We start from the raw sequence: 20,302 nt of genomic DNA, 5'->3' as shown, positions 1-20,302 counted from the left end.
AATTTTTTAAATTATTCGGTCTATATTACTGATAACGATAACGGGCTGAGCGCGCATGGGCTTCCAAATCTTCACGCTGCGCTAAAATATCAGCGGTCTCTGCCAACGGTTTGCTGCCTGCTTCGCTACAATAAATGAGAGAAGATTTCTTTTGAAAATCATAAACGCCTAAAGGAGAAGAGAAACGTGCGGTACCTGAGGTTGGCAATACATGGTTAGGCCCAGCACAATAATCGCCAATGGCTTCTGGCGTATGACGACCCATAAAGATGGCACCGGCGTGGCGGATTTCAGCAAGCAACGCATCAGGCTCATCAACAGATAGCTCTAGATGCTCAGGCGCGACGCGGTTAATGACCGCCATGCCCTCTGCCCGATCTTTGACTAAAATGAGGGCGCCACGGTTTTGTAGAGAGTCACGCGCAATGTCTGCTTTTGGCAACTCTGCCAATGCTTTGTCGATTTCGGTTGCGACCGCATCTAATTGCGCTTGACTGGTGGTGACAAAAATAGCTTGTGCAATACGGTCATGCTCAGCTTGGGACAATAAATCCATCGCCAGCCAATCGGCTCGGTCTTGTGCTTCGCCTTCTGCATACACCAATACTTCAGAGGGGCCAGCAATCATATCGATACCAACCTGACCAAATACCGCACGTTTAGCGGCGGCAACGTACTTATTACCCGGTCCTGTGATTTTATCAACAGCAGGAATCGTTTCGGTGCCGTAAGCCAGTGCTGCAACTGCTTGAGCACCGCCAATGGTAAAGACGCGATCAACTTTTGCCAAATGCGCGGCTGCCAACACCAAAGGATTGAGCACCCCTTTAGGGGCAGGTACTACCATAATGACCTCAGCCACACCAGCAACTTTGGCAGGGATGGCATTCATCAACACAGAAGACGGATAAGAAGCCAAGCCGCCTGGCACATAGATACCCACGCGATCAAGCGGCGTGACTTTTTGACCTAACCGATTGCCTAGCTCATCTTCATACTGCCATGTCTCTTGTACTTGACGCTCATGAAAGGTCTGTACCCTTGTCGCTGCTATCGTCAATGCGGTTTTTACTTTATCATCAAGATTGTCAAACGCTTCAGCAAGGGAGTCTTTAGACAGCTCCAACTCCTGTATCGTCGTGGCAGGATGTTGATCGAACTGCTGAGTCAATGCCAATAGTACGCTGTCTCCGTCATGGCGCACTTGCGCAATAATATCATCAACGGTTTTTAATAAATCGGCATCGTTGACGGTTTCAAAAGCAAGCAATTGTGTCAATTGACTGTCAAAATCGACATCTTGAGTACTGAGTTGGCGCATGACTAAATCCTGTATTTGGGCATATAATTTTAATAGAAAAATTTAACATAAATGAAAAAACCAAACGGTTTATAGGCCAGCTTATTTATAGTGATTTGACTCAAATTATACCGAGCTTTTGTCTTCTGGCAAGTACATAAAATGAAACCAGTTTAGCACGCTATGTCCCACATAGAGCACCAAACTGGTTTGAAAATTTGTATAACCAAGCTTTATATTATTAATAAATAAGACTCATTTATGAAGCACTGGCGATACTGTTTTTGAAGCTGTCCAAAATCGGCTCAAGCAGCGCAAATTTGCGCTTATAACTGACCTGATTGACAATAAGACGTGAGGAGACATCGCAGATATGATCGCGTGCTTCAAGCCCATTAGCCCGCAAGGTATTACCGGTATCGACCACATCGACGATCAAATCACCTAGGCCAACCAATGGTGCAAGCTCCATAGAGCCGTAAAGTTTGATAACGTCTACTTGCTGGCCCTGACTGGCAAAATAAGCGCGCGCCACATTGACGTATTTAGTCGCGATACGCAGACGACGATTGGGCAATGGCGCATCTTTAACGCCCGCAGTCATCAGCTTACATTGCGCAATCTGCAAATCTAACAACTCATAAACATGATTGGCCCCATGCTCAAGCAATACATCTTTACCCGCCACCCCAAAGTCTGCCGCCCCATGTTCTACATAGGTGGGTACATCGCTGGCACGTAATATCAGCACACGCACGTTTGGGTTCGATGTTGGGAAGATAAGTTTGCGCGAGGCTTCAGGATCTTCTAGTAAATCAACACCCGCAGCCTGCAACAGCGGCATGGTTTCTTCTAAAATACGACCTTTAGACAAGGCTAGCGTCAATCCTGAAAACTCATCGTTTACTTCGTTTAATAACCCACTAGCGGACGTTGGTTTCTTTGCTTCAGTCATAATGGCATCGTGTCCATATATAGTTGATATCCCCGCTGACCGAGGATTTTTAGTTTCATAATGCTAAGCGTTTGGTTGTTTGGCACACGCTCGGTCACTCATTTACATTATTAAATGAGTGACCGCGTTGAATACCCCCATCAATCTCAGTCGTTAGTTCAATGGTTAGTATTGATACGCTTGATATTAACGCCAAGGCCACGCAGTTTGTTTTCAACGTCTTCGTAACCGCGATCGATATGGTAAATACGGTCGATCAAACTCTCGCCTTCTGCTGTTGCCGCCGCCATGACCAATGACATAGACGCACGCAAATCGGTTGCCATAACGGGCGCCGCTGTAAAGTTCTCAACCCCTCGTATGACCGCTGTGTGCCCATCAACTTGGATAGACGCGCCCAAACGATTAAGCTCAGGAACATGCATGTAACGATTTTCAAAAATGTTTTCGATAATCGTGCTAGTGCCATCGGCCAAACAACAAATCGCCATTAACTGCGCTTGCATATCTGTTGGAAAACCGGGATGCGGACGCGTACGAATATCAACGGGTTTTGGACGCCCTGTCATCTGCGCGCGAATCCAATCATCACCCATCGTCACCACAGCGCCCATGGCTTCAAATTTTTCAAGCACAGGATGCAACAAAGACGCGGTGGTATTTTTGGTCAATACATCACCGCGAGTCATCAACGCGCCAGCAAGGTAAGATCCGGTTTCAATACGATCTGGTACCACGGAGTACTCGCAACCGTGTAGACGCTCAACCCCTTCAATAGTCATGGTTGATGTGCCAATACCGCTTATTTTAGCGCCCATCGCTACCAACATGTTGGCCAAATCAACCACTTCTGGCTCAAGTGCGCAGTTACCCAAAGTCGTCGTACCTTTGGCAAGTGCGGCTGCCATAATGACGTTTTCCGTACCGCCGACAGTAACCATGTCAAATGAGAAGTTACAACCAATTAGCTTGCCGCCTTTTGGCGCTTGCGCTTTTACATAGCCGTTTTCTACCACAATTTCAGCACCCATCGCTTCAAAGGCTTTTAGATGTTGATCGACAGGACGTGATCCAATGGCACAGCCGCCTGGCAATGACACTTCTGCCTCACCAAAACGAGCCAATAATGGCCCCAATACTAAAATCGAGGCACGCATGGTTTTGACCAAATCATAGGGGGCATAGAAATTATCGATACTCTTGGTATCGCAAGTGACCGTATCATCTTGCTTTTGAATCTTGATACCCATCCCACCGATCAACTCAATCAAGGTTCGCACATCTTGTAGCGATGGTACATTATGCAATGTCGTTGGGGTCTCAGCCAATATCATGGCTGCCAGTAACGGCAACGCAGCATTTTTGGCGCCTGAAATAGTAACTTCCCCTGCGATACGACTACTACCAGTGATTAAAAATTGATCCATAGAGGTGACAACCTAGCAATGAGTATAAAATAATGAAAAACAAACTGTACACGACCAGCTACCTAAATAGCCAGTCTAAAAAGTTCGATTCGGTAAGTGTTGGTTTAGCCTTTTGATTGAGCGTCCCACTCCGCAGGCGTTAATGCTTGGATATTGAGGGCATGAATATCGCCGCTCGCAATCCTATCGTTGACCAATGCATATATCGCTTGCTGACGCTGAACGGTACGCTTGCCCTCAAAACTGGCATCAACCACGCGTACATCAAACTTGTTACCTTGGTTGGCAGCTTGAATAAAAGCGTCTGGGAAATGAATTTGTAAAAATGCAATCAGATCATCAGCATTCATGCTCATAGAATATCTGCCTTAATTTAGAATAAAGTTTAGAGATAAAGAGTGTAGAGGTAAAGGGCTGACATTATAACAAGAGTTTGACCATCTTACAGTACTGTCTTATAGAACTGCTTATCAGCGTTGATCCTTGTTTTCCAAAAGGACAACTTTTAAGAAGAACAAACGCTTTTTACGCAACATCTAAGAAAGAGTTAGTGATAAAGATTATTTAAGCGTTTTATCTAAGTACGTTAGCACTTGCGCTCGTACATCATTGACCCAGCGTAACGGCGGAGCCATAGCGCCAATACTGGTAGCATGACTGGCACCTTTGATCTCACCATTTTCAACCGTCACGCCTGCTGCTTTGAGCCCTTCGGTCATTTTGACCGCATTGGTAATATGAACGACTTGATCTTTTTCGGCGGTCAACAACAAATACGGTGGTTGCTCACCTTTGATTTGGCGATCTGGCATCACTTTATCTGGTGTCGCGTTAGGCCCAAAGGCGGTTGCACTGTCGTATTGACGAAAATCATAGCTATAGGGTCCTGCAATACCGATGACCGCGCTGATGTCTTTTGGTTTCATGCCATAGGGCGCCAAAAAATCTTCGTTGGCGACGGCAGCCACCGCATTAAACGCGCCTGCAGAATGCCCTATCACGGCCAGACGATTAGGATCCGCATGGAAACTCTTGGCGTTACTATGGCTCCACGCAATCGCTTGCGCTGCATCTTTTACATAATCAGGATAAACGTGCTCAGGCGCTTTACGATAATTGATGACAGCAGTGACGTAACCGGCTTGTGCTAAGCTCTGTCCGACAAACGCATATTCTTCTTTACTGCCACTCTCCCATGAGCCGCCATGGACGAACACCACCATGGGGTAAGTCTTATTAATGGCGCTTTCTGTCTTCATCGCCTGTGCTAAGGGCTTTGGGTAATAAATATCTAAATCTTGTAACGGCTCATCACCATACAAAATATCTTTACTTACTCCAACGCCACCATTCGATGTAATACCATTCACCACTGCCAGCGCTGATAAAGCCTGTGCTTGCTGCGTTGCCAAAACAACACCGCCTATTGCCAGTATGGCTGTGATGCTGGTATTTTTGAATGTAAATTTACTTGCTTTGGTGTTTGTGGTACTTTTATTTAAGCCCTTCATAAACAGTATTCCTATGGTTTGTCAGTCACTGATAAATCGATTGCTAACCATTTATTATATTATTGGCGCCATCTTATTCTTTTTCAGATCGATATTTTTAACATAGCTATCTTACGTTTTGTCTGACAACTTATCGTGCTTTTACTGTTATTCGTATTTAGGCTTATTGTCATTAAATAAATATCTGATGATAGCAGTCGTTTAAAAACAGGTACTTATTAATAGCCAATATTACTGGTTTTGATATAGGTCAACATAAGAACTGGACGGTTGATCGACGGTCACCCCTTCTTCGGTGACAATAATAGGCGTCGTCGTACCAACCGTATCTGTTACAGGCGCATTGTCCACATTTGACGTTGCTGGTCCATCTATAATGGGCGCTGCTGTAGGAGCCGCCAAATTGTTCTCGTACATAATGTCGTCTTCACTTATTTTCACCCCTCTATCGTCAACGACGGTCGTCAGTAATACCAACTCCGTTATGCCAACGGTGTTATTGGCGATATCAATCAAATGGCTTTGCTGAGTAGGCGTCATGCGCCCCATGATATACATCACACCAGTATTGGCGACAGCTCTGATTTGTGACGCTTTGACGCCACTATTGGCCGCCACTTTTGCCAACAGTTTTGAGGTGATATAGCCATCTTGGACGGTTGAGCTATAGCCTTTTGACGCGCTGACTTGCAGCTCATTATAGACAAGGCGCACATCTGGCATTGAGCTAACAACTTTTTCAGCCTCTTCTTTGATGGCTTGCGTAGGCACTTCACCCGTCAATAACACCTCACTATTAAAGCTATCAATACTCATACGGCTGGTTTGTTGCAAGTCTGCTTGTAGGCCATAAACATTGATCTTGGCTGTGTGTTCAATACTGCGATCGAGCAGACGCTGCGGAATGGTGCGCTCCGTCACTGGCACGCCATAAGTACCTTCTGTACTGTTGGTTAGATAGTTGGTGGTGCAGCCAGTGCTAATAACACTAGCCACCAGCATGACGCCTATCGCGTTGCGACGTAATGAACCAAAAATAACAGGGCGCAAATGCATCCGTCTCATGATTTACCTCTTAGAGCAGGGTGGTGAAAATGGTATAAATTCAATTATGCCATTTTATGGATTAAGCAAGTAAGAACTGGCTCAGCTACTTTACTGAATTTTTAGGACAGACGGTTAGGTTTTTGGTAACGGGCTTCTAGCAGCAGGCTCAATTTGGACGTCTGGTTTTTAACATTTGGTTTGAATGCTTAAAGTAAAACCTTCATCTTTACCATGCATTTGCCATAAAAGCGCCCTTGAGCCATTCTGGCTGACTGTCTACCAGTAATTCTTTTGACTGCCCGTTACTGACCGTGTTGTAGGCGATAATATCAAACCGACACTCATAGTGACTATAGTCTGGATGGTTTTGTAAAAAATATTTGGCGGTCTTGATAACCTTGCGTTGTTTGCTTGCGGTAATACTCAGGGCGGCGTCGCCAAAACTGGAACGTTTACGCTGGCGCACTTCAATAAATACCAGTGTCGACCATGCCGATCCCGTCTCCAACATCACCAAATCCAGTTCTCCAACCTTTGGTTGCTGCCAATTTTGTGCAATCAAGTACAGTCCTTGTGCCTGCAAAAACGCGCAAGCTTGCTGCTCGAACAAGCGGCCTTGGCGCTGCTTTGGTGAAGTCAAAGTCAGAGGTTTATGCAGGGGTTTATGGTTTGCCATAATGTTTATTTGTCTGATGAACATTTCAGAATTATCATAGCACAACATGCTAAACTAACCACTTTCGCGTCTTTTATTCACATCGTTTATTGGCATTTTATATTTGCCGGGTCTATAGCTGCCTCATCCTTCACTCTTCGATTGAGAAAGAACGGGCGCTGACAGTATGCAGAACGATGTCTTACTATTTTTAATACTTTTAATAAACTGAGGTTTTCATGTCTACCCCTACCGCGATGCCAGCTTGTCTCTATATCGTTGCAACGCCGATTGGTAATTTGACCGACATGACACCGCATGCCATCGAGATTTTAAAGCAAGTTGCCATTATTGCCTGCGAAGACACGCGCACCTCAGGTAAGCTCCTATCGCACTTTGGCGTGGATACCAAAGGCATTAAAGCTGAGGGCAGTAAAACCGAGGCTACAAAAGAGGTTGCCAGTCATGATGACGCTGATACTGCTGCAAAACAAAAAGGTCATAATAAGCTGTGGGCCTATCATGAACACAATAGCGCCATTCAAACGCCAAAGATTATTGAGATGATCCAGCAAGGTCACTCGGTTGCGCTGATTAGTGATGCAGGCACACCGCTGGTTAGCGATCCGGGTTATCAATTGGTACAAGCCGCCCATGCGGCAAAGGTTACAGTATCGCCAATCGTTGGTGCGTCTGCTGCCATTGCGGCGTTGTCAGTGGCAGGGCTACCGTCAGACCGTTTTAGCTTTATTGGCTTTTTACCCGCAAAAACGCATGGTCGCCAAAAACAACTGTCTGCCCTACACGAACGAACTGAAACCTTGATATTTTATGAGGCACCGCATCGTATTGTTGCCAGCTTAGAAGATATGGCAGCGGTGTTTGGAGCAGAACGCGAAGTCACTTTTTGCCGTGAATTGACCAAAACCTTTGAGACAGTCCATAAGAGTACGCTTGGTGAGTTGGTTGAATTTGTCAAAGCAGATGACAATCAGCAGCGCGGCGAGATTGTGGTGGTCGTCGCTGGCGTGAATGCGGCACAAGATTCAGACGATATTAGTATTCATGATAAATTATTAACACGTCTGTTAGAAGATTTGTCCGTTAAAAAAGCGGCAGCACTGGCTTCTGATATCACAGGCGTTAAAAAGAATGCTCTGTATCAACGCTTGCTTGAGCTGCAAGCTTAAGATTGAAAGGTATGGCCAAACGTTAGGTATAAAAGAGATGAACATTTATAAACTCATTGAGAAGGGATAAACAATGTACGATGTAATGGCGATAGGGAATGCGTTGGTTGACCACGAATACGTGCTGTCGGATGCAGAATTAGAAGAGACTGAGCTGACTCGCGGTAATATGACGCTGGCAGGTTTTGAGGAACAACAGCAGCTACTGGCTTATTTTAAGCTCGCTGAAATTGCACCATCAAAACAAGCAGGTGGTGGCTCGGCTGCCAATACCATGTTCGCGTTTGCCAGTCTCGGCGGTAAGCCTTTTTATGCTTGCCGTGTCGGTGATGATGATCAAGGCGCGTTTTACCTCAGAGACTTGCATGAAGCAGGCGTTGCGACCTCAGATAAGTCTATTCATGATGGCGGCGTGACTGGCTCCTGCGTGGTCGCTGTGACCGAAGATGGTGAGCGCACGATGCAAACCTACCTTGGCACTTCAAGCGATATCACCGCTGACAATGTCGATTTTGATGCGTTAACGCAAGCAGAATGGTTATATATCGAAGGCTATTTGGCTATGTCTGAGAGTATTCAGCCAGCGATGACGCAGCTGCGTCAACAGGCAGGTATTCATGGCGCAAAAATCGCGGTGAGCTTTGCCGATCCTGCCGTGGTGAAATTTGCCAAAGAGGGTTTGCTCAACATACTCGGCAATAAAGTAGCCGTCATATTTTGTAATAGCGAAGAAGCCAAACTATTCACGGATAAAAAACAAATTAAAGCGGCAGCACGTGCCCTACTTGACCATTGCCAAACCGCAGTCGTGACGGATGGCGCCAATGGCGCAATCATTGCTCACAAAGCTGATCACAATTCTGATATCGAGATTTATGATGTAGCGACACCAGCAGTCGCTAATGTCATTGATACCAATGGTGCAGGTGACAACTATGCGGGTACTTTTTTATATGCCTTGTCTCAGCAATACAGCTTACCAGAGTGTGGCCGTCTTGCCAGCGAAGTATCCGCCCAAGTCATCCAGCAGTTCGGTCCAAGACTGAACTCGCAAGATTACAAAGACATTGCTCAACGCGTGCTCTCTGCTTAAAACCGAGATATACGTTTTTAACCTTAAAAAAGCCCCTATCACACAGATAAGGGCTTTTTTATTGGTGAATTAGAATGGTTTGGATAAACTCACTAAATCCTCATTTTTTTATATTAAGTGGCAGACAATGCCTGTGCAAGATCGGCTTTAATGTCTTCAATATGCTCAATACCAATCGACAGTCGTACCATATCTTCCGTCACGCCCGCCTGCTCTAACTCTTGTCCATTTAACTGACGATGGGTGGTCGTCGCCGGATGACAGGCCAATGATTTGGCGTCACCAATATTGACCAGACGAGTAATCAGTTGCAGCGCATCAATAAAGCGTGCACCGGCTTCCAGTCCACCTTTGACCCCAAAGGTCAAAATAGCAGAAGGCGTGCCTTTCATGTATTTTTGTGCAAGCTCATGCTCAGGATGGTCGGACAAACCAGCATATTTCACCCAAGCGACTTTATCATGGTCGCGTAAGTACTCTGCGACAGCTTGCGCGTTTTGGACATGCCGCTCCATACGTAGGCTTAGGGTCTGCAAACCTTGTAAAATACTAAAAGCATTTAGCGGACTCAGCGCTGCACCCGTATTACGGAGCGGCGCCACGCGAGCGCGAGCGATAAAAGCAGGCGCGCCCACGTCTTTGACAAAATTTACCCCATGATAGCTGGCATCTGGTGTGTTGAGTAATGGGAAGCGCTCAGGGTAATCGCCCCAAGCAAACTTACCGCTATCGACAATCGCCCCGCCAATCGACGTGCCTGTCCCGCTCATGTATTTGGTCAATGAATGAACGACGATATCAGCACCAAACTCAAACGGACGACACAAGGCAGGCGTCGCCACCGTATTGTCTATTACAACTGGTACACCGTATTCGTGAGCAATGTCACTGAGCGCTTGAATATCGATAATATTGCCTAGTGGATTGCCAATGCTCTCTGCAAAGACCATTTTGGTTTTGTCATCGATTAAATCACGAATTGCTTCAGGATCTTTATGATCAAAAAAGCGCACCTCTATGCCCTGACGCGGCAGCGCATGAGCGAACAAATTATAAGTACCGCCATACAACGTCGATACGGCAACGATATTATCGCCCGCTTCACAAATGGTTTGAATGGCATAAGTAATCGCCGCCATACCAGAAGCAACAGCGAGGGCACCAATACCGCCTTCAAGTGCGGCAACACGCTCTTCTAGTACCGCATTGGTCGGATTCATGATACGAGTATAAATATTACCCGTCACCTTGAGATCAAATAAATCAGCACCGTGTTGCGTATTATCAAAGGCATACGAGCTGGTGTGATAAATGGGCACTGCCACCGCTTTGGTCGTGGGTTCGACACTATAACCGGCGTGAATCGCTAATGTCTCAAGACGCGGCGTGTTCTCTACCTGTGTGTTTGGTTGTCCGTTACTCATGTTATGCTCCACTTTATTTGTTATTCATTTAATCTTTCATACGTAAAAATTGCGTTAAAAATTCACATCATCATATCTAACCACAAAAGATAGATATAAAAAAAAGCTGAGTTAATCATAACTCAACTTTTTTATGAAAAAAACAGCAAATTTTTCATTGTTTAATGACAAATAATCATAAGCAAACAGTCAAAAGCACCATCAGCAGACTTAAACGCATAGCAATTATTTAAGTCTTACTTATAGTAAGCATTCTCTGTACGCGTGTGATCGGTCTCATCGATTACTTGGGTCAGCTCCGGTATTTGCTGTTTAAGCTGAACTTCAACGCCTTGACGTAGTGTCATATCAACGGCTGAACAACCTTGGCAACCACCGCCGAATTTCAATACCGCAGTCAGACCAACGCCTTCTTCATCGATCAGCTCTAACAAATCGACCATACCACCGTGTGCGGCAAGACCTGGATTAATCTCTGATTGCAAGATGTAATTGATGCGCTCTTCGACACTGGCATCCGCGCCTACTTTAGGGACTTTCGAGTTTGGCGCACGGAAGGTCAGCTGACCACCGAAACGGTCTTTATTATAATCAATGACCGCGTCTTCTAGATAAGGCACTGACGCTGCTTCAATAAACGCAGAGAAGCTATCATAGCTGAATTTTAAATCGGCACTGTCTTCTTCGCCCGGCTGATTATAAGCCATACAGCACTCTGCGCGTGGCGTACCAGGATGCTCAACAAATATACGTACGCCAATACCATCGGTATCTTGCTTGGACAGTAAATCTGCCAAATATCCTTGAGCGGACTCAGTAATCGTAATATTGCTTTTTGCTTCCGCTTGTTCAGTGTCTAACGCTGACTCATAGTCGGTTGCTTGGTTGTTCTCACTCATAATATGTCCTATGCATTATGACACAAACGCTATTTTTGTCATGGCTACTGTGTCGTGAATTGGATTGCATCTTTAATTTGGTTTGGCTTGCTAATATCTGTGTGGATTATTCATTATTACGGTCTATCATGTTGGAGCGTCGACCGTCGTTGTTATCACATTTCAAATTGTTACCATGTTTTGAATTATTACCACATTTTGATAAGTGTATAGCCACTATTATACCGCAATTAAGCGATAATTCCGACCGCGCTACTGCGAATTAAACCGTGACGGTTGTTAATAGTTACGATTGGTTTTTTTAATGGTGATATAAAAAATATAAATAAAGCCAATAATACACAGCAAAATTATTTAATTATCCACACCGTCTCTGCTACTGCTTATATTAAGACTACTCAATAGATTATCAAGGATGAAAAGACAACTATAGTTGATCCACTATAAAACAAGTATAGCGCTCCTGAGATAAATTTTTCGACGTCTTTGTCTGCGAAGGCACAGCACGCAAGAAAAATTTGTTTCAGTAGCGCGTGATAATAGGTGTGCTGTTTTTATTTAAGATTGGCTATATAACCATACAGTCAGCAGTCACTTACTATCGAGTGCCATCTATAATGAGCAATATGCAAGGTAATGCTACATCTATTAAAACTAAACTCACATAATATAACTCAGTTATATGGCTCAGTTGCTTAGACTAAATTTAACAAAACAATAAATTCAAAAGGATATTTTATGAAGTTATATATTATGCCAGGTGCTTGCTCACTGGTTCCCCATGTTGCCCTTGAGTGGACAAAAGCAGATTACGAATTAGAAATACTAGATCACGATTCTGTTAAATCAGAAGAATACCTGCGCATTAACCCGCAAGGGTCAGTACCTGCAATCGTAGACGGTGATACCGTTGTCACGCAGAATATCGCCGTACAAACCTATATTGATGCGAAGTATCCTGATGCCAATATATTTGGTTCTGATAGCTCGCCCGCTAAACGTGCAGAAATCATGCAATGGTTAGCCTTTATCAATTCAGATGTGCATAAAGGTTTTGGACCATTATTCGGCCCTGATGACTTTGTATCAGATAAAGCCGTGCAAGCTGACTTAAAAGAGCAGGCGAAGAAAAAAATCGTTGGTTTGCTCAAGTATCCTAATGAACAGCTCGGCACGCGCGAATATCTGACAGGCACTAAGACGACAGCAGATATCTATCTATATGTCATACTGACATGGGCGAAAAAAATGGAACTGGATCTTTCCGCTTATAAGAATTTCAATGCCTTTATCAGTCGTATTGAGTCTGATGCTGGCGTGACTGAAGCCATACGCCAAGAAGGTATTAGCAAGATTGAATCACTTTAGATTTTAGCAGTCATACCCATTTTAGTTTTATAATTTTTATCCCGAAGCCGCTCTGATTATTTAGAGTGGCTTTTATTACATTTGCAACACGCACAAGAGCAATCACGGCTCATAAAACATCTTTATACTTGTCAGTCGACAACGGGCTGTGTCAATATTGACCAAATTGGTTTTTAATTAATAAAAATAAGCAGCAGGACAGTGGCATTTATGAGCGAATTATCAGAGCAACATTCGGATAAGCACAACCCAGATAAACAAGAAAATAAACGCTATCGTTATTTGGTCTTTATCGGGCGCTTTCAGCCGTTCCATTGTGGGCACAAAGCGGTCATTGATGAGGCGTTAAAGCGCTCAGATGACGTAATTATGCTGATCGGCTCAGCCAATCTGCCTCGCAGTTTACGTAATCCGTTTAGCGTGGATGAGCGTGCTGCGATGATTAAGAACGCCTACTCAGCAGAAGAAGCAGCCCGTATTCACTGCGTTGGATTAGATGACGCGCTTTATAACGACACGCGCTGGCTGCAATATGTACAAGCGGGCGTCAAATCTGTCACAGGCGATTTGCAAACGGACATCGGTTTGATTGGTCACTCAAAGGACAGCTCATCGTACTATCTCTCGCTATTCCCAAACTGGGCATCGGTTTCTGTGCCCAATTATCACAATTTATCTGCCACACCGATTCGTGACAGCTATCTGATGGGCGCCACGCCTACGCCTGAGCGTACACCTGAATCAACGCGCAAAGTACTTGATGTTTTCAAAAAAACCGACGACTATCAAGAACTGCACGAAGAAGCTGACTTTATCGATAAATATAAAAGACAGTGGGAATCTGCGCCTTATGCGCCGACCTTTATGACAGCAGATGCACTGGTTGTGCAATCAGGCCATATCCTACTGGTCGAGCGCCGCAGTATGCCGGGACGTGGATTATGGGCATTGCCGGGCGGGTTTTTAAATCCAAAAGAGACGTTGTTTGACGCCTGTATCCGTGAGCTGCGTGAAGAGACTCGTCTAAAAGTACCAGAACCAGTACTGCGCGGCTCTTGCCACAGTCAGCATACGTTTGATGATCCGTACCGCTCAGCACGTGGTCGCACCATTACCCAAGCATTTTACTTTCAACTTAAAAATGACCCAAAGGGCTTGCCGAAAGTGAAAGGCGGTGACGATGCCGCTCAAGCATTTTGGTTACCGTTGGCCGAGCTTGATGCCAAAATGATATTCGAAGATCATTATGCGATTATTACGAAAATGGTTGGATTGTAGTCTTTTAAGCTGACTAATTGGTGCATGGTTTAGTAATCACTCATCAATCGTAGTCGATATAATTTACGTTAAGGTTTTCATGCCAACGCCGATAGACGGCAATGGTTAACCGCCGCAACTCCTCTTTCATTAAAGCAGTTGTGGCATCTCAAAGCAGAGGAGTTCTGTGATGTACACCAGCAATTTAAACAATTTAATTCTCAACAGCGACAGTTATAAAACCTCACATTGGGTGCAATATCCAAGTGGTAGCGAGCATCTGTCAAGCTACATTGAAGCGCGTAAAGGCGACTATGATGTGGTGTTCTTTGGTCTACAAGCCTTTATCAAAGAGTATTTAAGCACGCCCATCACCTATCAAGACATCGATGAAGCCGAAATGGTCATTCAAGCGCATGGCTTGACTTTTAATCGTGCAGGTTGGGAGCGTTTGGTTGACAAACATGACGGCTACCTTCCCCTACGCATCGAAGCTGTCCCTGAAGGCAGCATCGTCCCCGTCTCCAATGTTGTCTGCCAAATCATCAACACCGATCCTGAGTTTTATTGGTTACCAAGCTATATCGAAACGGCGCTATTGCGTGCGATTTGGTATCCCTCAACGGTCGCTAGTGTCTCGCATTATTGCAAAGGCATCATTCGTAAGGCACTAGAAAAGTCCGCAGACAATACAGAATCACTTCCCTTTCGTTTGCATGACTTTGGTGCGCGCGGTGCTTCTAGTCAGGAGTCGGTTGCGCTTGGTAGTTTGGCACATTTGGTGAATTTTGCTGGGACAGATTCTATGATGGCGCTGGTTGCCGCCAGTCGCTGGTATCAAATGAGCAATGACATGCCTGCGTTTTCTATTCCCGCCGCTGAACACAGCACCATGACTGCATGGGGCCGCGATGGTGAAACCGCGGCTTTTGCCAATATGATTGAGCAGTTTGGCGGCGCAGGCAAAAGCTTTTCGGTGGTGTCTGACAGTTATGACCTATGGAATGCCATTGATAATATTTGGGGTGGCCGCCTAAAAGAGGATGTGCAAAACATGGGCGGCACTTTGGTCATCAGACCAGACAGTGGCGAGCCTGCCAAAGTGGTTCGTGAAGCGTTAGAACGCTTGGCCGTGAAGTTCGGTACCACCACCAATAGTAAAGGTTATAAAGTCCTGCCTGACTATGTGCGCATTATCCAAGGAGACGGCATCAGTCCGCAAAGCTTGAGCAAAATTATTGAGGTAGTCATGAAAGCAGGCTTTAGCGCCGATAATGTAACGTTTGGCATGGGCGGCGGTCTGCTACAGCAAGTCAATCGCGATACCATGAGCTGGGCGATGAAAGCCAGCGCCATCTCTATTGACGGCGTGTGGAAGGACATCTATAAAGACCCGGTTACTAGCCGCTCGAAACGCTCAAAAAAAGGTCGTCTGGCACTGGTCAAAGACAATAAGGGCTCGGTTAAAACCATCAAAGCAGATGATTTAACTGCTGATACAGACAACTTGTTGCGTGATGTTTATGTTGATGGTCAATTATTAACAGAGGACAGTCTCACCACTATTCGGGAGCGGGCAGGATGGTAGATACTCATAAACTGGCCTCTGTCGCAAGAGATGTGCTACTGGCGCCTATTTACATTCATCAAGGTCGTAAGATCAAGCGCGAGACCGTTCGTCTACCTGAACCGAACGGAGAAAGGTATGGGCAAGTTCGGCTAAGCAAATCTACTAATACGTCAGAAGGTAACACCAAGCCTGATCTGACCCTTATGGTAGTTGGAGATTCGGCTGCAGCCGGCGTTGGCAGTCAAACGCAGCAGGAGGCCTTGGTCGGCAAATTAATCCCAATCTTAGCACAGCAGCCTGCTATTTATTCAACATTCAGTACGTTGAACTGGTCGCTACAAGCAACCACCGGTCATACTAGCTTTGATATATTACGCAGGCTTTATGTGCTACCCGCGCCAAGCCAACCCGTTGATGTCATGGTGCTGAGCATGGGGGTCAATGACACCACATCCAAGGTGCCTATCGATAAATGGCAACAGCAAATTGAAGACATCATTGCAATCGCTCAGCGCAAATTCGGCGTGCGCGAGCTGATATTTCTCAGTCTACCGCCAATGGCAGAGATGCCTGCCATCCCCGCCCCTCTCAATAACTTTGTGGGCGCGAAAGCCTCAATCCTTGATGAGATATTGCAACAAGTTTGTGCAGGTCACGCTGGCGTCAACTATATGGCAACCGACTTTGCGCGCATGATAAGCGAGCATTCTAACGGCACACCCATCGATATCAGAGTGATGTTCGCCAGTGATGGATTTCATCCGAGCAGCCTGATGTATGGCTACTGGGCGCAGCAAGTATCAGAACGAATCCTATCGCTATTGGATCTTGCCAGCACTGAGTCAGACACTAGCCTTGTATAAATATTGACGTCTATACAACAAAAAAAACCGCTGAATCATCAGCGGTTTTTTATTACTTAGCAAAATAGCGTTACACAATGAGTGTAAATTATTCAGCAGAGTCAGCAGCTTTCTTACTACGACCACCAAATGCACCAAAGCGTTTGTTGAAGCTTGCAACACGGCCTTCAGTAGAAGTTTTACGTTGCTCGCCTGTATAGAACGGGTGCGACGCACTTGAAATATCAAGTGGGTAGTATGGGTACTCTTTGCCTTCGTATTCACGAGTGGCTTTAGCTTTAACGGTTGAACGAGTCAAAAAGAACACGTCAGCGTTGGTGTCATGGAACAAAACTTCTTGATAATCAGGATGGATATCTTTACGCATAATAAACTCTCTATGTCCGATGTATGAAAGACGCGTTTGCTCAATCTCCTTGAAAGGGATCAAACAAGCGATAACATACGTAACTGAGGCACTAAGGACATTGTCAGGATGGCAACTGCGTCACTGGCTTATTCCAGCACCCAACACCACGCTTCTGCTCACTTAGCCTTTCCCCAGCGGGAAAATTAAACCGCGATTTTAACGGTTTTCAGGGTTTGATGCAAGCAGCAGTTATGAGGATTATGTGTGATAACTTGTGACCAAACCACTTATATTATTGAGTGGCACCCACTATCTCAGTATAATATCGATTTAGCTGTAATAACCAATAAAATCTGTTATTGTAGATTGAGTTAACAATAATAGCTTTTGAGATAAACTTTTATTGCACCATCTTCAACCAACTGATACCACACAAGGATACTTTAATGATAAATACGGTCATGAAAAACACAGCAAAAACGTTACTTATCAGCTCGGCGCTGGCAGTCACCACAATAGCAAGTGCCGCACTACCAAGCCAATGGGAATTAGACAACTCGCATACTCGCGTTGGTTTTTCTGTCAATCACATGGGCTTCTCTACCGTCATGGGCAGTTTTAGTGACGTAAAAGGCACGGTAAATTACGACGTCAAAGCGCCAAGCAAAACCAATATGAACTTTACGATTGCAACCGATAGTATTGATACCAATTGGGAAGCACGTGATGAACATTTAAAAACCGATGAATTTTTTAACGTTGCTAAATATCCAACCATGACGTTCAAATCTACCCAAGTAAACTTTATCAATCCGCAACAAGCCAAGGTTACGGGTGACTTTACTATGCTGGGTCAAACCAAGCCAATGACGCTAGATGTCACTTTAAACAAAATTGCCAATAGCCCGCTAACCAAAGAGCCAGTCGTTGGTTTCCGTGCGACTGGTAACATTGATCGTGCCGCTTACGGTATGACCGCTTATGCAAACGGCATCACAACTGACGTACCTATCCAAATCGATGGTGAGTTGGTAGAGAAAAAAGCAAAATAAGTCTCCCTTTTCGTACTAATAACCGCACTAATGATTCTGTGTTTCCTAGAATCTGTGTGTCCTAAAAAAGCAGTCCTTATTGGGCTGCTTTTTTAATTTTATCCACTTTTGGCGGTAATGACTTTGCTGCCACTGGATAATCAATCTCACGTACTGATGGTCAATTATCCGGCTCAAATCCTACTCTATTTTTAATCGCCCTTAGCTGGATTACCCTGACTTTTATGGCGGAGTTTTATTGGTGATTTGTACATCTTACTGACCACCATGTTTGGTCAAAAATGTCTCAATATAGCACAACGGCTAGGCACCAAATACTCGCTATAGTAGATGTATACTCACGTTCTTGAATTTATGGTTTTATAAAGCAATATAAAAAGCAATCATTGAGTCATGACTTCTAGCTGATTCTCGCGCTCATCCAAGCGAGTCATTGACAAAAATCATGTATCCACTTACGTATTTGCCATTATACGGCTTGAAGTTTTTCGTAAAATACTCCCCATACAGATTAAGTATTACTACACAATTTAAAACATGACGACTGCGTCTCAAGATGAGTATTGAACTTAGCTGACGGCGCACACATATCAACTGCAATCACATGATTATTCTAACCGTTCAAACAATGAAAATACCAAGCATGACCTGCTGTAAATACGATTAAGGATACAATAACAACAATGACTCACTCTTTTATTAAAAATCAAGTCCAGACTGGCAAACGCGTTGGTATTCTTGGTGGCGGTACGGCTGGCGCAACCATCGCCATTCGACTGGCAGCGTTAGGGCTTGAAACATATCTGTTTGAAAAGAACGCCTCGCTGATCGATGGTCCGCCGATGTGCCATTTGCACGCCGGTGGTAACTTATACCGTGAAATTCCTGACGAAGATTGCGTGGCACTTCTCAAGCAATGTATCGATATTTTGCGCCTTTATCCTTATACCATTGATGTTCGTCCAACGGTATTTGCGGTGCCTACTCGTGATGAAGGCTCACCTGAAGACTTGTTACCACGTCTTGATACTTTGACAGACGCGTATCGTGACCTTATTGCTCAAGATAGCAATAATAAAGTATTGGGCGATCCTGAAAATTACTATCAGTTGTATAGCCATGAGCAACTTATTGAGTTGTCTGAGCGCGAGCAAGTCGCCGTACCAAGCACGGTTGATGAATGGATGATACCGGTCGCTAAGTATTTGGATTTAAATAAAGTCAAATTCCCCCTCATTGTCGTACAGGAATACGGCTGGAATATCTTCCGTCTAGCCGCTTCTGCGCAATTGGCGTTGGAAGGCTATGAACATGCCCATGTCTTTACCGATACTCAAATTCAGCAAGTGATGCCTGTCGATTGTGAAAACTGCTCAAACGCCGATCATCATGTAACCAAATGGCGTATCGATTATCAACAAGCGACTAACCAGCAGGCAACTAACCAGCAAGCGACTGACCAACAAGCAACTGGCCAACAAACAGCCCATTCAGAACAAACTGAATCCATCGAAGTTGATTATCTGATCAATGCGTGCGGCTTTCGTACTGGCGTCATCGATGATATGGTCGGTGTCAAAGTGACGCGTATGGTGGAGTTCAAATCTTCTTATGTGACGCATTGGGAAGATACTGGCGGTCAAATACCAGAGATCATTATTTATGGCAATCGCGGTACACCAGAAGGCATGGCTCAACTGACGCCTTATCCTGACGGGTATTTTCAGATACACGGCATGAGTAAATTCATTACTTTATTCGATGATGGTTTGGTTGCTTCTAGTACCAACAGCGCGCAGCCTGAACTGCCACAACAGTATGTGCATTATATTGAAGATGGTTGGGACAAAACGCCGCTACAAGCACGAAGCCAGCAGGCTATCGATTATGTCGCTGAGTTTGTACCGACATTTAATAGCGCCCGCACCGTTGGCAATGCGCTTTTTGGTGGTCAACAAATCCCTGGTGAAGACGATACTCTACGCGTCGCTGATGTGAGTTTGTATTCTAATATACGCTATGCACGCGCCGAAAACGTTAAAGCGTCGTCAACCTTGATCGCTGCTGATCAAATTGTCGATGAGTTAACGAGTTTGGGCTTAATTGACCATGACACCCAAGCCAACCGCAACCGTTATGCGCACGAATGGTCTTATTTGGTACACAATGACAGCTCGGGCATCGACAAGGTCGCTCGCTTACTGGCTGAGCAACGCGGCTTTCCAGTGGCGATGGCTGATGTGAACCACGGTATTCGTGAGGCGACTCTAGACGATTTGTCAGTAGATAAAACCGTTCTGTGATGCACTGAGTTTTATTCATCACTGCTTGCTTAATGGTTG

General features: G+C 45.0%; 18 protein-coding genes. 8 read left to right on the top strand and 10 right to left on the bottom strand.

All coding sequences use genetic code 11. The features are described 5' to 3' along the window. Positions 1-25: 25 nt before the first annotated feature. From hisD to AAJP47_RS13230, 7 genes are all read right to left on the bottom strand, one after another. A complete protein-coding gene (hisD, locus tag AAJP47_RS13260) occupies positions 26-1,321 on the bottom strand; it encodes a histidinol dehydrogenase (RefSeq protein ID WP_346718380.1) in 1,296 nt (431 codons plus the stop codon). 238 nt (positions 1,322-1,559) lie between these two features. Next, positions 1,560-2,255 (bottom strand): ATP phosphoribosyltransferase, encoded by a 696-nt coding sequence (gene hisG / locus AAJP47_RS13255; protein WP_346718379.1) that lies wholly within the window; start codon positions 2,253-2,255, stop codon positions 1,560-1,562. 158 nt (positions 2,256-2,413) lie between these two features. Continuing rightward, the gene (murA, locus tag AAJP47_RS13250) at positions 2,414-3,682 is read right to left on the bottom strand and encodes a UDP-N-acetylglucosamine 1-carboxyvinyltransferase (protein ID WP_346718378.1); all 1,269 of its coding nucleotides are present in this window, start codon (positions 3,680-3,682) and stop codon (positions 2,414-2,416) included. A 104-nt stretch (positions 3,683-3,786) separates the two neighbouring features. Next, positions 3,787-4,038: a BolA family protein gene (locus AAJP47_RS13245; protein ID WP_346718377.1), complete on the bottom strand. Its 252-nt coding sequence runs from the start codon at positions 4,036-4,038 to the stop codon at positions 3,787-3,789. A gap of 204 nt (positions 4,039-4,242) precedes the next feature. Next, positions 4,243-5,193, bottom strand: a complete 951-nt coding sequence (locus AAJP47_RS13240) for an alpha/beta hydrolase (protein WP_346718376.1) — start codon at positions 5,191-5,193, stop codon at positions 4,243-4,245. 231 nt (positions 5,194-5,424) lie between these two features. Beyond that, on the bottom strand, positions 5,425-6,258 hold the full coding sequence (locus AAJP47_RS13235; protein ID WP_346718375.1) for a BON domain-containing protein: 834 nt from the start codon (positions 6,256-6,258) through the stop codon (positions 5,425-5,427). A 208-nt stretch (positions 6,259-6,466) separates the two neighbouring features. Beyond that, positions 6,467-6,964: a YraN family protein gene (locus tag AAJP47_RS13230; protein ID WP_346718374.1), complete on the bottom strand. Its 498-nt coding sequence runs from the start codon at positions 6,962-6,964 to the stop codon at positions 6,467-6,469. Between the two features lie 170 nt (positions 6,965-7,134). On the opposite strand from AAJP47_RS13230, the gene rsmI reads away from it, so the two are divergent. Then, positions 7,135-8,085, top strand: a complete 951-nt coding sequence (gene rsmI / locus AAJP47_RS13225; protein ID WP_346718373.1) for a 16S rRNA (cytidine(1402)-2'-O)-methyltransferase — start codon at positions 7,135-7,137, stop codon at positions 8,083-8,085. A gap of 73 nt (positions 8,086-8,158) precedes the next feature. Then, positions 8,159-9,178 carry an adenosine kinase gene (locus AAJP47_RS13220; RefSeq protein ID WP_346718372.1) on the top strand — a complete coding sequence of 340 codons (1,020 nt, stop codon included), beginning with the start codon at positions 8,159-8,161 and terminating at the stop codon, positions 9,176-9,178. A 113-nt stretch (positions 9,179-9,291) separates the two neighbouring features. On the opposite strand, the gene AAJP47_RS13215 is transcribed toward AAJP47_RS13220, so the two are convergent. Beyond that, entirely contained in the window at positions 9,292-10,602 is a 1,311-nt protein-coding gene (locus AAJP47_RS13215; protein ID WP_346718371.1) for an O-acetylhomoserine aminocarboxypropyltransferase/cysteine synthase family protein, read from the bottom strand. 236 nt (positions 10,603-10,838) lie between these two features. Further along, positions 10,839-11,501 (bottom strand): Fe-S biogenesis protein NfuA, encoded by a 663-nt coding sequence (gene nfuA / locus AAJP47_RS13210; RefSeq protein WP_346718370.1) that lies wholly within the window; start codon positions 11,499-11,501, stop codon positions 10,839-10,841. A 738-nt stretch (positions 11,502-12,239) separates the two neighbouring features. Between nfuA and AAJP47_RS13205 the strand changes: the two genes are divergently transcribed. The 4 genes from AAJP47_RS13205 (at position 12,240) to AAJP47_RS13190 (ending at position 16,559) form a co-directional block, all read left to right on the top strand. Further along, a complete protein-coding gene (locus tag AAJP47_RS13205; RefSeq protein WP_346718369.1) occupies positions 12,240-12,869 on the top strand; it encodes a glutathione S-transferase family protein in 630 nt (209 codons plus the stop codon). Positions 12,870-13,079: 210 nt separating this feature from the next. Beyond that, positions 13,080-14,147, top strand: coding sequence for a bifunctional nicotinamide-nucleotide adenylyltransferase/Nudix hydroxylase (locus AAJP47_RS13200; protein ID WP_346718368.1), 1,068 nt, complete (start codon positions 13,080-13,082; stop codon positions 14,145-14,147). A gap of 169 nt (positions 14,148-14,316) precedes the next feature. Further along, positions 14,317-15,714, top strand: a complete 1,398-nt coding sequence (locus AAJP47_RS13195) for a nicotinate phosphoribosyltransferase (protein WP_346718367.1) — start codon at positions 14,317-14,319, stop codon at positions 15,712-15,714. Then, on the top strand, positions 15,708-16,559 hold the full coding sequence (locus AAJP47_RS13190; RefSeq protein WP_346718366.1) for an SGNH/GDSL hydrolase family protein: 852 nt from the start codon (positions 15,708-15,710) through the stop codon (positions 16,557-16,559). Before AAJP47_RS13195 ends, AAJP47_RS13190 begins: the two co-directional genes overlap by 7 nt. Positions 16,560-16,647: 88 nt before the next feature. On the opposite strand, the gene AAJP47_RS13185 is transcribed toward AAJP47_RS13190, so the two are convergent. Beyond that, positions 16,648-16,926 (bottom strand): type B 50S ribosomal protein L31, encoded by a 279-nt coding sequence (locus AAJP47_RS13185; RefSeq protein ID WP_346718365.1) that lies wholly within the window; start codon positions 16,924-16,926, stop codon positions 16,648-16,650. A 428-nt stretch (positions 16,927-17,354) separates the two neighbouring features. Between AAJP47_RS13185 and AAJP47_RS13180 the strand changes: the two genes are divergently transcribed. Together AAJP47_RS13180 and AAJP47_RS13175 are read left to right on the top strand one after the other, a co-directional pair. Next, positions 17,355-17,960 (top strand): YceI family protein, encoded by a 606-nt coding sequence (locus AAJP47_RS13180; RefSeq protein ID WP_346718364.1) that lies wholly within the window; start codon positions 17,355-17,357, stop codon positions 17,958-17,960. A gap of 683 nt (positions 17,961-18,643) precedes the next feature. Continuing rightward, the gene (locus AAJP47_RS13175; protein WP_346718363.1) at positions 18,644-20,263 is read left to right on the top strand and encodes an FAD-dependent oxidoreductase; all 1,620 of its coding nucleotides are present in this window, start codon (positions 18,644-18,646) and stop codon (positions 20,261-20,263) included. The last annotated feature ends 39 nt before the right edge of the window (positions 20,264-20,302 follow it).

Origin of the sequence: Psychrobacter halotolerans, from assembly GCF_039680845.1 — a bacterium.
In the GTDB taxonomy this organism is placed as follows: domain Bacteria; phylum Pseudomonadota; class Gammaproteobacteria; order Pseudomonadales; family Moraxellaceae; genus Psychrobacter.
Note: the sequence above shows the minus strand (reverse complement) of the source record. Positions and strands in the feature narration are given on the sequence as shown.

Coding starts and splice junctions, on each gene's coding strand:
- hisD (WP_346718380.1), bottom strand. CDS start 1,321: ATGCGCCAACTCAGTACTCAAGATGTCGATTTTGACAGTCAATTGACA.
- hisG (WP_346718379.1), bottom strand. CDS start 2,255: ATGACTGAAGCAAAGAAACCAACGTCCGCTAGTGGGTTATTAAACGAA.
- murA (WP_346718378.1), bottom strand. CDS start 3,682: ATGGATCAATTTTTAATCACTGGTAGTAGTCGTATCGCAGGGGAAGTT.
- AAJP47_RS13245 (WP_346718377.1), bottom strand. CDS start 4,038: ATGAGCATGAATGCTGATGATCTGATTGCATTTTTACAAATTCATTTC.
- AAJP47_RS13240 (WP_346718376.1), bottom strand. CDS start 5,193: ATGAAGGGCTTAAATAAAAGTACCACAAACACCAAAGCAAGTAAATTT.
- AAJP47_RS13235 (WP_346718375.1), bottom strand. CDS start 6,258: ATGAGACGGATGCATTTGCGCCCTGTTATTTTTGGTTCATTACGTCGC.
- AAJP47_RS13230 (WP_346718374.1), bottom strand. CDS start 6,964: ATGTTGTGCTATGATAATTCTGAAATGTTCATCAGACAAATAAACATT.
- rsmI (WP_346718373.1), top strand. CDS start 7,135: ATGTCTACCCCTACCGCGATGCCAGCTTGTCTCTATATCGTTGCAACG.
- AAJP47_RS13220 (WP_346718372.1), top strand. CDS start 8,159: ATGTACGATGTAATGGCGATAGGGAATGCGTTGGTTGACCACGAATAC.
- AAJP47_RS13215 (WP_346718371.1), bottom strand. CDS start 10,602: ATGAGTAACGGACAACCAAACACACAGGTAGAGAACACGCCGCGTCTT.
- nfuA (WP_346718370.1), bottom strand. CDS start 11,501: ATGAGTGAGAACAACCAAGCAACCGACTATGAGTCAGCGTTAGACACT.
- AAJP47_RS13205 (WP_346718369.1), top strand. CDS start 12,240: ATGAAGTTATATATTATGCCAGGTGCTTGCTCACTGGTTCCCCATGTT.
- AAJP47_RS13200 (WP_346718368.1), top strand. CDS start 13,080: ATGAGCGAATTATCAGAGCAACATTCGGATAAGCACAACCCAGATAAA.
- AAJP47_RS13195 (WP_346718367.1), top strand. CDS start 14,317: ATGTACACCAGCAATTTAAACAATTTAATTCTCAACAGCGACAGTTAT.
- AAJP47_RS13190 (WP_346718366.1), top strand. CDS start 15,708: ATGGTAGATACTCATAAACTGGCCTCTGTCGCAAGAGATGTGCTACTG.
- AAJP47_RS13185 (WP_346718365.1), bottom strand. CDS start 16,926: ATGCGTAAAGATATCCATCCTGATTATCAAGAAGTTTTGTTCCATGAC.
- AAJP47_RS13180 (WP_346718364.1), top strand. CDS start 17,355: ATGATAAATACGGTCATGAAAAACACAGCAAAAACGTTACTTATCAGC.
- AAJP47_RS13175 (WP_346718363.1), top strand. CDS start 18,644: ATGACTCACTCTTTTATTAAAAATCAAGTCCAGACTGGCAAACGCGTT.